Origin of the sequence: Propioniferax innocua, assembly GCF_006716235.1 — a bacterium.
Taxonomy (GTDB): domain Bacteria; phylum Actinomycetota; class Actinomycetes; order Propionibacteriales; family Propionibacteriaceae; genus Propioniferax; species Propioniferax innocua.
The window spans coordinates 450,729-462,453 of sequence record NZ_VFOR01000001.1 but is presented as its reverse complement, the minus strand read 5'-3'; the positions used below and the strand labels follow the sequence as shown (position 1 = coordinate 462,453).

Below are 11,725 nucleotides of genomic sequence, written 5' to 3'. Positions count from 1 at the left end.
CTCAGGCGGCGCTGCTGGTCTGCTTGGGAGCACGCAGCTGGGCCAGGGCGTGACGTTCGATCTGACGCACGCGCTCGGCGGTGATGCCCCAGACCGCGCCGATGTCGGCGAGTTTGGCCTGACGGCCGTCGTGGAGGCCGTAGCGGCGACGCACCACATCGGCAGAACGCTCGTCGAGATCCTCCAGCATGGCGTCGAGACGCTCACGCTCCTCGGCGCCGATGACCATCTGATCGGGGCCGGGAGTGGGTTCGCGGGCGATGAGGTCACCGAGTGAGGTGTCGCCGTCCTCCTCGACGGGGGCGTCGAGGCTGATGTGGTCGCGGCCCCAACGGATCAGGTCGATCACGCGGTCGGGCTCGAGTTCGAGCTCCTCGGCGATCTCCTCGATCTCGGGCTCGCGGCCCAGACGACGCTCGAGCGTCCGACGCGCGGCATTGACCTGGTTGACCTGCTCGGCCACGTGCACCGGGAGGCGCACGATGCGGCCCTGCTGGGCGATGCCGCGGCTGATCGACTGACGCACCCACCACGTGGCGTACGTGGAGAACTTGAAGCCCTTGGTGTAGTCGAACTTCTCGACCGCACGGATGAGGCCGGTGTTGCCCTCCTGGACCAGATCCAGCAGCGGCATCTGGGCACGTCCGTACTTGCGGGCGACCGACACCACGAGGCGAAGGTTGGCCTGAGTGAAACGACGCTGGGCCCGCTCACCCTTGGCCACGAGGGCCTCGAGTTCCTCGGTGGTGACCCGTTTGGCGGCGCCCCCGTAGGTGCGGGCGGCTGCGGTGCGTTCCTTGGCGGTGATCTCCTTAGCCAGGATCTTCTCGGCGTAGAGCCCTGCTTCGATGTCGCGGGCGAGCTCCACCTCTTCTGCAGCGGTCAGCAGAGGTGTCTTGGCGATCTCCTCCAAGTAGAGGCCGACGGAATCCTTGCCGTCGATTCCTTCACTCGCTCGGGCCCGGGTGGATTTGCTCGTGGACATCTGGGGCTCCTTTCGTGCGTACGTACAGTCAACGACTTCCAGTGGCGAAAAGAATCCCGAAAGACCCTGATTTCCACGGTTCCGTGCTGGGGTCGGATGAATCTAAGACCGTGGTCTGACCGGGGTTCCCTCCGCGGTGATCCTGTGTCCCATGTGGGGGTGAGGGCTATATCAGGGCCGCGTCGGGGTATGCCTGCGTTACTGCTCAATTGAATCAACGCATGGCTCGCCGGATTCATTCCCGGTGCGTTCCACCGGTCCGATCGATGATCCAGGCCAGCTCGAAGGCCGCCTCACGCCAAGCCCGGTAGCGTCCGCTGACGCCGCCGTGCCCTGCCACCATCTCGCACTTCAACAGGACATCTTCAGGAGCATTCTGGGATGTCGCGCGCAACCGGGCCACCCACTTCGCCGGTTCGACGACGCTGACGCGAGTGTCGTTGAAGCTCGTGGTCGCCAGGATCGCCGGGTGCTGGACTGCCTCGATGTTCTCGTAGGGGGTGTAGGACGCCATGTACTCGTACACCTCGGCGTCGTGGAGCGGGTCACCCCATTCCTCCCACTCGGTCACGGTGAGCGGCAGCTCGGGCTTGAGGATCGTGGTGAGAGTGTCCACGAAGGGGACCGCGGCGTGCACTGCGGCGAAGGTCTCGGGAGAGAGGTTCACCACCGCACCCATGAGCAGGCCACCGGCGCTGCCGCCCTCGGCGGCGAGTCGATCGGGGCTCGTGTAGCCCTCTGCGATCAGATGGCGTGCGCATGCGATGAAGTCGGTGAAGGTGTTGCGTTTGCAGAGCTGTTTGCCCTCGTCGTACCAAGCGCGTCCCATCTCGCCGCCGCCGCGAACGTGTGCGATGGCGAACACATGGCCGCGTTCGAGCAGGGAGAGGCGCATGATGGAGAAACCGGGGTCGTTGCAGATTTCGTAAGACCCGTAGCCATACAGCAGCGCGGGAGCAGTGCCGTCGAGGGGGACATCGCGTCGCCGGACCACCGAGATGGGGACGCGGGTGCCGTCTTCGGCGGTGGCCCAGAGGCGCTCCTGCACGTAGTCGTCGGGGTTGTAGGAGCCCTTGGACGGGTGATCGAGCACTGGTTTCTGCTTGAGAACTGTGCGTTCACCGGTTGCGACGTCCACCTCCATGATCATCGGCGGGGTGACCATGGAGGTGTAGGCGATGCGGAACGTGGGGCTGTCGTAGTCGGGGGCACCCAACGCGCTGACGGTACGCACGGGTTCGTCGAACTCGATGTCCTGACCGGGCAGGAGGGCGCCGTCGGCGTCGCGCGTCATGAGGTTGATCTCGGTGCGCCCGTCGCGGCGCAGCTCCACGATCACGTGGTCGGTGTGGGCATCCACGTCGACGAGGCGAACACTCTTCTGCGGGGCGATCACCTCGGTCCAGGATGTGGTGTCGCCCTTGCCGGGCAGTGGGGCCTGGGCGAGGGAGAAGTCGGGGTCGTCCTGATCATGGAGGATCAGCAGTCGGTCACCGGCCACCTCGACCTCGTAGGTGAGCCCCTGCTCACGCGGGCGGATGCAACAGAACCCGGCGTCGGGGTTCTGTGTGTCCAGCATGTGCATCTCGGTGGTGAGCTTCGAGCCGAGCCCCAGCATGACCCACCGCTCATCGGTGGAATTGCCGATCGACATCCAGAACTTCTCATCGGGCTCGGTGAACACCAGCGTGTCCTCATCCGCGCCGAGCACGTGCCGGAATGCCTTGTGAGGACGCCAGGCCTCATCGGCTCGCAGGTAGTAGATCGTGTCGTTGCCGGACCATGCGACGGGGCCGGCGGTGTCGTCGATGACGTCGCCGAGTTCCTCGCCGGTGGTCAGGTCACGGAACCGCAGGGTGTACCGCTCGTTGCCCAGGGTGTCGACGCCGTACGCGAGCAGCCGCCCGTCGGGGCTGACCGACAGAGTGCCCAGGGAGAAGAACTCGGTTCCCTCGGCCTCGAGGTTTGCGTCGAGAAGCACCTGTTCGCCCTCGATCTCCTCAAAGAGATCGGGCATGGTCGTGTCGGACGCCGGTACTCGGCACGAGATGCCGTATTGGGAGCCCTCGACCGTACGGCCGTAGTACCAGAAGCGTTGCGGCCCGGTGGCGGTCTGATGCGTGCGGAGCGTCGGTACCGACCGGTCGGTCTGCTGCGTGCGCGCATACACGTCCTGATAAAGCTCCTCGGCGAGGTCGCCCAACGGAGCGGTCACGTGGTCGGTCCAGGCGTTCTCAGCCTCGAGATACTCGATGAACTCGCTGGCCTCGGTGTCACGCATCCACTCATAGGGATCGGTGACGTGGTGGCCGTGGTGTTCCCGCGCGATGGGATGTTCGGGGGCGATCGGTGGAGTGATGCGATTGGGCATGTGCGGGAGAGTAGTGGACAGCGTCGACGCGGCTGCGTCCGGCCACGTGGAGGTGTCCGCTCGCGACTCGGCCCTTCACAGGGCATGCTGTACGAAACATGCTGGAGGAAAGCATGCTGTGGCGAACGCGGAATGCTGATCCGGGGCGAGTTCGGGAGGTGTCGTGCCCATAGTCGTGGGGTTCTCGGAGAAACCCGAGGGAGTGACAGCGCTGCACGCTGCGATCACGGAGGTCCTGGCGCGCGGCACGAGTCTTGTGTTGGTCCCCACTGGCCCGCTTGATGATGTCGCTGTGGCCCGTGCGGCCCTGGAGCGGGCCGGCGTCGAGGATTATGAGGTCGTCGAGGCGGGGGAGCCCGGGGCTGTGGCGGAGCGGGTGATGAACGAGGCTGAGCGCGTTCATGCGTCGATGATCGTGATCGGTCTGCGGCGCCGTTCGCCCACAGGGAAGCTTCTTCTGGGAGCGAATGCCCAGAAGGTTCTGCTCGATGCGCCGTGCCCGGTGCTCACCGTGAAGGCCGGCGACGAGACCGAGTGAACGAACATCTTCGGCTATCCGGGACACGCCGCGATTCGAATAGTGAGCGTCACCGTGGCATGATGGCTGAGTTGCAGAAACGTTGACAACAGCGTGCCCTGCTGTGCCCTGAAACATTTGGTCGAGAGGTAATAGTGACGCCGACTTCCAAGGACAACGCCGACGCCGAGGCCAGCGCGGGGCAGTCCAAGCCCTCAGCAACGACCAAGAAGAAGGCGGCAGCTGCCAAGAAGACGGCAGCCAAGAAAACGACAGCCACGAAGACGGCAGCCAAAAAGACCACTGCGGCGAAGTCGACGGCGAAGAAGACTGCGGCCAAGAAGGCCACGGCGACCTCCACCAAGACGACGGCGAAGAAGACGACCGCGAAGAAGGCCACGGCGGCGAAGAAGACTGCGGCCAAGAAGGCCACGGCGACCGCCACCAAGACGGCCGCCAAGAAGACCACCGCGGCGAAGAAGGCGGCGACGACAGCAAAGAAGTCGACCGCGAAGAAGACCACGGTGGCGATCGATCCCGAGGTGGGGGACGAGGTCACACGTGAGCAAGTGCTCGACGACCTCGTCAACCGCAAGGTGACCGGCAAGATCGAGGGCGACCATGTGGTCGTGACCGTGGGCAAGAAGCGGACGCTCGACGATGTCGACGAGAAGGACTTCAAGCCCGAGGAGACGGCTGAGGAGGAGAAGAAGCTCACCGAGGAGCAGGGCTTCTCTCTCTCCGACACCGACGACGCCGATGAGCCCGAGCAGCAGGTCATGGTTGCTGGTGCGACCGCTGACCCGGTGAAGGACTATCTGAAGCAGATCGGCAAGGTTGCCCTGCTGAACGCCGAGCAGGAAGTCGATCTTGCCAAGCGAATCGAAGCAGGCCTGTTCGCCGGAGAGCAGTTGGCGGATCCCGAGAAGAAGGTCAAAGCCAGTCATCGCGAGGATTACGAGTGGATCGCGGCCGATGGACGCGAGGCGAAGAACCACCTGCTCGAGGCGAACCTTCGTCTGGTGGTGTCTCTCGCGAAGCGGTACACCGGTCGCGGCATGCTGTTCCTGGACCTCATCCAGGAGGGAAACCTCGGTCTGATCCGCGCGGTCGAGAAGTTCGACTACACCAAGGGCTACAAGTTCTCCACGTACGCCACGTGGTGGATCAAGCAGGCCATCACGCGTGCCATGGCCGACCAGGCCCGCACCATTCGTATCCCGGTGCACATGGTCGAGGTCATCAACAAGCTGGCGCGTGTGCAGCGTCAGATGCTGCAGGATCTCGGCCGCGAGCCCACGCCTGAGGAGCTGGCCGAGGAACTCGACATGACCCCGGAGAAGGTCGTCGAGGTGCAGAAGTACGGTCGTGAACCGATCTCGCTGCACACCCCGCTGGGTGAGGATGGAGACTCGGAGTTCGGCGACCTCATCGAGGACTCCGAGGCCGTGGTTCCGGCCGATGCGGTCAGTTTCACGTTGCTGCAGGAGCAGCTGCACGATGTGCTGGACACGCTCTCCGAGCGTGAGGCCGGTGTGGTGTCGATGCGCTTTGGGCTCACCGATGGTCAGCCCAAGACCCTCGACGAGATCGGCAAGGTCTACGGCGTGACCCGTGAGCGCATCCGCCAGATCGAGTCGAAGACGATGTCGAAGCTGCGCCATCCGAGCCGTTCACAGGTTCTCCGAGATTATCTGGACTGATGGCGCCGGGACGATTCCGTGTGCGGCAGGCGACGCCCGTCGATCTGCCGGAGATCGCCGATGTGCTCGTCCGTGAGTGGCGGCAGGCGCATGCGGCAGGGGAGGAACACCCCGTCGAGCATGAGCCGCAGATGTCAGAACGCATCGCCTCGTGGGAGCAGGACATGCTCATGGGGGCGTACTTCTGGGTGGTCTACGACACCGGGGAGGGCGACGCCCTCGTCGGGTTCTCCCGCGCCGGCACAGCACGGGACGAGGACGCCCCCGGGCCGCTTGAGCTCTGGCACCTCCATGTGCTCGAGCCCGCTCGGGACACTGGCGTCGCAGATCATCTCATCACCGTCACGATCGGTGATGCTCCCGCTCACCTGTGGGTGACTGAAGCCGATGAGTGGGCCATCGAGTTCTACCGGCGCCACGGCTTCGAGTTCGATGGTGGGGAGCGCCCGTGTGACGATGGGGCGCGCGATCTCCGCATGGTTCGTGCCTGAGACGTGACCGCTCGTCCGCCTCGGCCGGGGCGCCGACATCGAGGAAGATTCCCCCACTCATCGGGCTGGTTCCGGGAGCGGCTGTCGTAAATTGGCGTCATGCCGAAGACCACCGTGTTCAAAGGGGTCGGTGGCTTCATCGTCAAGCACTGCGGAGACTACTTCCGGATCCCCAAGAGCTTCGTGGGAAATCTCGACGAGGCCGCCGATGTTGCCAAGAAGCTTGCGAAGACACCGGACATGGACACGTTCATCCGGAAGAACTTCAAGACCGGCAAGCTCCGTTCGCATTATCTGGGCAAGAACCCCACCAAACTCGGCGACACCGGGCAGGGGATCTTCCGGCGCATGCTCAACGACGGCGAGTTGTACTCCAAGTCGGGACGGACGCTGAAGCCCGAGAAGTTCATGGATGCCGACGGTACGATCCGTAGGATCGGCGATGCGGACCTCAAGAAGATCTACATCAAGGACGCGGCCGGCAACCATCACGACCTGACGAAGGCGACGATGGGGCATTACCCGGTCGACGCCGTCGATTACTGGACGACCACCGGCTACAAGTCACCGCCCGACGCGAACAAGGCGTGGATGCACGACCCGGACAACTACTTCTTCGAGTACGGGCCGGACAACTGGAGCAACGGTGGCAAGCAGCGCAACGTGTACACCAACGCCGACCCTGTCCCACCATGGTCGGCGGATGTGCCGGGGACCTAGCATGTTCGGCGGAGCTGGGCGCGTGGTGCAGTACAGAAGTGGGAGGAACGGCACATGAGGTTTGAGACCTTCGACGATTGGGCCGACTGGATCGACGACGAGTTCGACGAGATGCTCGACGAAGCGGTGGAGTCGCGAGACGGTGCCCGCGTGGTTGCACTCCACGATGAGGCGTGGGAATCATTCCCCGGCGAGCACGATGACCAGCGGCTGCAGGGGGTCGTCTCCTCCGCACTGGGACACTTCCATGATCTCCGCCAGTGGGATGCGTCAGCCCGTTGGGTGCCACGCATGGCGACGCTCTACGGGGCGCAGGAGCCGTCGGTGCGGTTCCACCGCGGCGTGACCGCGTGGAACACCGGTGATGCCGTTGCCGGACAAGCGGAGTTGGCCAAGCTGTACGAGGACTTCGGGCCCAACGGTTTCCTGCCCGATCCCGGTTACGTAGCGGTGGCGCGCGGGGAGGTGTCGGCGCCTGCCGGTGAGCCGGTGGCGGCCGAGAACGCCGAAGCGTTGTCGGTGGATGATCCGCGCGTCCAGGGCGTTGCAGAACAGGTGAATGACGCCATGGACACGGGGCGCTGGGATGAGGCCATCGGCCTGTGTCGTGAAGGGCTGTCCCTGCTGGGCGATCCACGCAGCGCCGATGGGGCGATGTGGTTCCTGGGCACCATGGGAGACGCCTACGTGGAGCAGGAGCAGTGGGCCGAGGCCCGGGACACGTTCGCCCTGGCGACACAGGTGCCCGGTGGTATGGAGAACCCGTACATCCAGCTCCGTCTCGGCCAGTCGGAGTACGAGCTCGGCAACGAGCGTCCGGCAGCCAACGGTCTGATCGCCGCATACATGCAGGCTCCGGACATCCTCGACGAGGAACCCCCGAAGTATCTGAAGTTCCTTCGGGAGCAGGGCCTCATCGATTCCTGACACACCGACCGACGCGCTCTGGAACGGGCTCGGTCGCTCCGTGCCGAGGCAGGACACCACAGGGAGGATCTTTCCTCGGCATGGCGCGGGTGACCACGGCTCTCCGCCGATAGTTTCTTCCCGTGGCGAAGACAACCGTGATCAAGGGAGCCGGTGGCTTCATCGTCAAACATTGCGGTGAGTTCTTCAAAGTGCCGTCGCAGTTGGCGAAGTACACCGATGACATCGCCGACGTCGCACGCCGCGTCGCCGACAATCTGGACGATGTCGCGCGTTGGGAGAAGAAGAAACTGCGGTCGCATCTGCTCGGCCCCAATCCAGCGACGCCGAAGGCCGCAGTGCGTGCCGGTAAACCCATCGGGGAGACCTCGCAGGGCATCTGGCGCAATATGTTGCAGGGTAAGTCCGTCGGCGCGAACGGCAAGCCGGCGCTGTTGTACGACTCGATGGGGCGTCAGCTCAAACCCGAGAAGTTCATGGATGACGCCGGCAACATCCGCGACCTCGTGGCCGACGATCTCGGCAAGGTGTTCATGAAGGACGAGTCGGGCAAACTGCGTGATCTCACCGAGGCCACGATGGGGCACATGCCCGAGGATGCTGTGGATTACTGGGTCACGAAGGGTCACAAGCTTCCGCCCGAGACGAATAAGGCGTGGATGCACGACGCGGACAACTACATCTTCGAATATGGCCCCGACAACTGGCGTAACGGCGGTAGCCAACGCGCCAGATACGCCGACGCGATGCCGACCGAGGGCGACTGGGTGCTCGATGTGCCGGGCACGTAACGTTCTGTTGTCAGCGATGAAGGGAAACAGCGATGTCGTTCAGCACATTCGACGAGTGGGCCGACTGGGTCGTGGACGGTGATTTCGACACGACGCTCGATGCGGCGCTGGCTGCCGGAGATCAAGCAGCCGTGGTCGAGGTGTTCGACCGTGCCTGGAACGAGTTCCCCGGGGATCCGGCGACGGACGAACGCCTTCAGGGATTCGTGTATCGGGCGATGGGAAGTTTCCAGCGCGTTGACGCGTGGGACGCCGCGACGAGATGGCTGCCGCGCTTCGAGCAGCACTATGGCGTCGAGGATCCGTCGACGCGCTTCCATCGGGGCGTCCTTGCCTGGGAGACCGGCGATGCGCAGGAGGGACGTCGGATTCTGGCTGCCCTGTATGACGAGTTCGGTCCGTCTGCCTTCGGACGTGATGAGTCCTACATCGCTGTCGCGCAGGGTGGTGAGCGCCCCGCATCGGGAGAACCGTTGAACGTGGATGCTCCCCAAGTCCAACAGATTGTCGCCGAACTCCAGGAGGCGATGGATGCCGAGCGCTGGGATGACGCCATCGGCCTGTGCCAGCGTGCCCTCGGGCTTCTCGGAGACGAACGCGAAGCCGACGGATCGATGTGGTTCCTCGCCCACATGGGGGATGCCTATATGGACAAGGGTCAGTGGGCTGAGGCTCGTGACACCTTCTTCCGTGCGACGCAGGCCCCCGGCGGCATGGAGAACCCGTATGTGCAGCTGCGGCTCGGCGAGTGTGAGTACGAACTCGGCAACACGCGTGCTGCTGCGAACGGTTTGATCGCCGCGCGCATGCAGGTGCCGGACATCCTCGACGAGGAACCGCCGCGTTACCGGACGTTTCTCGTCGAGCAGGGGCTCATCTCCTGATCCGGTGCGCCAAGTGCAGCATCTGACGATGGGTCGGGCACGAGAGTGCGTTGATCATGGATCAGACGCTGCACTTGGTATGAGAGTCCGGTCGGATGGTATGAGAGTCCGGTCGGAGAGCGGTGCGGTTCGGGTCAGGCGTCGATGGCCTCGGCGTCGATGCGGTAGGCGCCATCGACGATGAACTCCTTGCGGGGAGCGACATCGTTTCCCATCAGCATCTCGAACACGCCCTCGGCCTCTTCAGCGTCGTCGAGCGTGATGCGGCGCAGCGTTCGCCGCCCCATGGTCATGGTGGTGTCCGCGAGCTGATCGGCGTCCATTTCACCCAGGCCCTTGTAGCGCTGCGGCTCCTTGAAGTTGAGTTTCTTCTTGGTGAGTTCGGCGGCCTTGCGTTGATATTCGGCGTCGGAGTACGTGTAGATGTACTTGTCCATGCCCTTGCGCGGGTTGGTGAGTTCGAACCGGTGCAGGGGAGGTACGGCGCTGTAGACGCGGCCGGCCTCGATCAGCGGGCGCATGTATCGGAAGAACAGCGTCGCGAGCAGGCAGCGGATGTGCGCACCGTCGGAGTCGGCATCGGCCATGAAGATGACCTTGCCGTAGCGGGCGGCGTCAAGATCGAACGAACGGCCCGACCCGGCACCGACCACTTGGATGATCGAAGCGCACTCGGCGTTCTTCAGCATGTCGGTGACCGAAGCCTTCTGGACGTTGAGGATCTTGCCGCGGATGGGCAACAACGCCTGGAATTCGGAGCTTCGTGCCGACATCGCGGTTCCGAGAGCCGAGTCGCCCTCCACGATGAACAGTTCGCGACGTTCGACGTCCTTGCTGCGGCAGTCCTTGAGCTTGGCGGGGAGCGTTGCGCTCTCCAGCGCGTTCTTGCGACGCTGGGCCTCCTTGTGGGCACGTGCCTGCACCCGTGTGCGAGCAGCGGCGACACTCTTCTCCAACACTGTGCGTGCCTGTTGCTTGACCCCGGCCTTGGACGAGGTGAAGAACCGCCCCAGCTCACGTTCGACGCACGATGCCACCAGTCGAGAGACCGCCGGGGTGCCGAGAACCTCCTTGGTCTGGCCTTCGAACTGTGGTTCGGCCAGTCGGACGGTGACCACCGAGGTCAGGCCCTCGAGGGCATCCTCCTTGGTGACCTGTTCTCCGGATTTGAGCAGACGTGTGCCGTCGAGGGCTTTGGTGACGGCTTTGCCGAGTGCTCGCTCGTAGCCGTTCACGTGGGTCCCGCCCTTGGGTGTGGCGATGATGTTCACGAACGACTTGGTGACGGTGTCATAGCCGGTTCCCCAGCGCAGGGCGATGTCGATCTCCAGGTCCCGCTCCACATCGGTGGGGGTGAGCGATCCGGAATCGTCAAGCATCGGGACGGTTTCGGTGAATTTGTCGGTACCTTGGAGTCGGACCACGTCGGTCACGGCTTGATCGGGGGCGAGGAATTCGCAGAATTCGCTGATGCCGCCGTCATGGCGATGTTCTTCGGTGAAGGGCTCCTCGCCACGATCGTCATGGATGGTGATTGCGAGCCCGGGGACCAGGAAGCTGGTCTGACGGGCGCGTGCGGAGAGCAGGTCACGGTTGAGTGTGGCGTCGCGTCCGAAGATCTGCGGATCGGGCCAGAACCGGACGCGGGTTCCGGTGACGCCACGTCCGATCTTGCCGGTCTTGCGCAGCTTCGAGCCGGGGGTGAATTTCGCGTCGGGGCCGTCGCCGTCGAACTCGCCGGGAACACCGTGGCGGAAGGACATCTCGTGTGTGGCCCCGTTGCGGTCCACACGTACGTCGAGGCGTGATGACAGTGCATTGACCACCGACGCGCCGACGCCGTGCAGACCACCGGTGGCGTTGTAGGAGCCGGCGCCGAACTTGCCGCCGGCATGGAGTTTGGTGAAGACGACCTCGACTCCGGTCAGGCCGGTCTTGGGTTCTTTGTCGACGGGGATGCCACGCGCCTGATCGCGGACGACGATCGCACCGTTCTTCTCCAGCGTCACACCGATCTCGGTGCCGAAACCACTGAGGGCTTCGTCGACGGCGTTGTCGATGATCTCCCAGAGGCAGTGCATGAGGCCGCGAGTGTCGGTGGATCCGATGTACATCGCGGGGCGTTTGCGGACGGCCTCGAGGCCTTCGAGCACCAGCAGGTGCCGGGCCTCGTAGTCACCTCCGCCAGGCTTGTTCTTCGCAGTCGCTTTGGGCACCCACCAACCCTAGCCCGGGCTGTCCGTCGAGGGGTGGAGCATGGGGCGCGGGTCGGCGTTTCGCCGGAGGCGGACGGTGGGGTTTTGCCGGAGGCGGACGGTGGGGTTTCGCTGGAGGCG

General features: G+C 64.3%; 10 protein-coding genes. 7 read left to right on the top strand and 3 right to left on the bottom strand.

The annotated features are described in order from the left end of the window. Position 1: 1 nt before the first annotated feature. Entirely contained in the window at positions 2 to 985 is a 984-nt protein-coding gene (locus FB460_RS02110; protein ID WP_142092464.1) for a sigma-70 family RNA polymerase sigma factor, read from the bottom strand. A 235-nt stretch (positions 986 to 1,220) separates the two neighbouring features. After that, positions 1,221 to 3,356 (bottom strand): S9 family peptidase, encoded by a 2,136-nt coding sequence (locus tag FB460_RS02105; RefSeq protein ID WP_142092463.1) that lies wholly within the window; start codon positions 3,354 to 3,356, stop codon positions 1,221 to 1,223. 163 nt (positions 3,357 to 3,519) lie between these two features. Between FB460_RS02105 and FB460_RS02100 the strand changes: the two genes are divergently transcribed. The 7 genes from FB460_RS02100 to FB460_RS02070 all read left to right on the top strand — a co-directional run bounded on the left by FB460_RS02100 (position 3,520) and on the right by FB460_RS02070 (position 9,389). Beyond that, a complete protein-coding gene (locus FB460_RS02100) occupies positions 3,520 to 3,894 on the top strand; it encodes a universal stress protein (protein ID WP_142092462.1) in 375 nt (124 codons plus the stop codon). A gap of 134 nt (positions 3,895 to 4,028) precedes the next feature. Next, positions 4,029 to 5,576, top strand: coding sequence for an RNA polymerase sigma factor (locus FB460_RS02095; RefSeq protein WP_246044204.1), 1,548 nt, complete (start codon positions 4,029 to 4,031; stop codon positions 5,574 to 5,576). After that, on the top strand, positions 5,576 to 6,067 hold the full coding sequence (locus FB460_RS02090; protein WP_142092460.1) for a GNAT family N-acetyltransferase: 492 nt from the start codon (positions 5,576 to 5,578) through the stop codon (positions 6,065 to 6,067). Before FB460_RS02095 ends, FB460_RS02090 begins: the two co-directional genes overlap by 1 nt. 99 nt (positions 6,068 to 6,166) lie before the next feature. After that, on the top strand, positions 6,167 to 6,787 hold the full coding sequence (locus tag FB460_RS02085; RefSeq protein WP_142092459.1) for a hypothetical protein: 621 nt from the start codon (positions 6,167 to 6,169) through the stop codon (positions 6,785 to 6,787). A 54-nt stretch (positions 6,788 to 6,841) separates the two neighbouring features. Beyond that, on the top strand, positions 6,842 to 7,714 hold the full coding sequence (locus FB460_RS02080; protein ID WP_142092458.1) for a tetratricopeptide repeat protein: 873 nt from the start codon (positions 6,842 to 6,844) through the stop codon (positions 7,712 to 7,714). Positions 7,715 to 7,836: 122 nt separating this feature from the next. Then, on the top strand, positions 7,837 to 8,505 hold the full coding sequence (locus tag FB460_RS02075) for a hypothetical protein (protein WP_142092457.1): 669 nt from the start codon (positions 7,837 to 7,839) through the stop codon (positions 8,503 to 8,505). A 32-nt stretch (positions 8,506 to 8,537) separates the two neighbouring features. After that, positions 8,538 to 9,389, top strand: coding sequence for a tetratricopeptide repeat protein (locus tag FB460_RS02070; RefSeq protein WP_142092456.1), 852 nt, complete (start codon positions 8,538 to 8,540; stop codon positions 9,387 to 9,389). Positions 9,390 to 9,523: 134 nt separating this feature from the next. On the opposite strand, the gene FB460_RS02065 is transcribed toward FB460_RS02070, so the two are convergent. Further along, positions 9,524 to 11,605 carry a DNA gyrase/topoisomerase IV subunit B gene (locus FB460_RS02065; protein WP_246044203.1) on the bottom strand — a complete coding sequence of 694 codons (2,082 nt, stop codon included), beginning with the start codon at positions 11,603 to 11,605 and terminating at the stop codon, positions 9,524 to 9,526. Between the last annotated feature and the right edge of the window lie 120 nt (positions 11,606 to 11,725).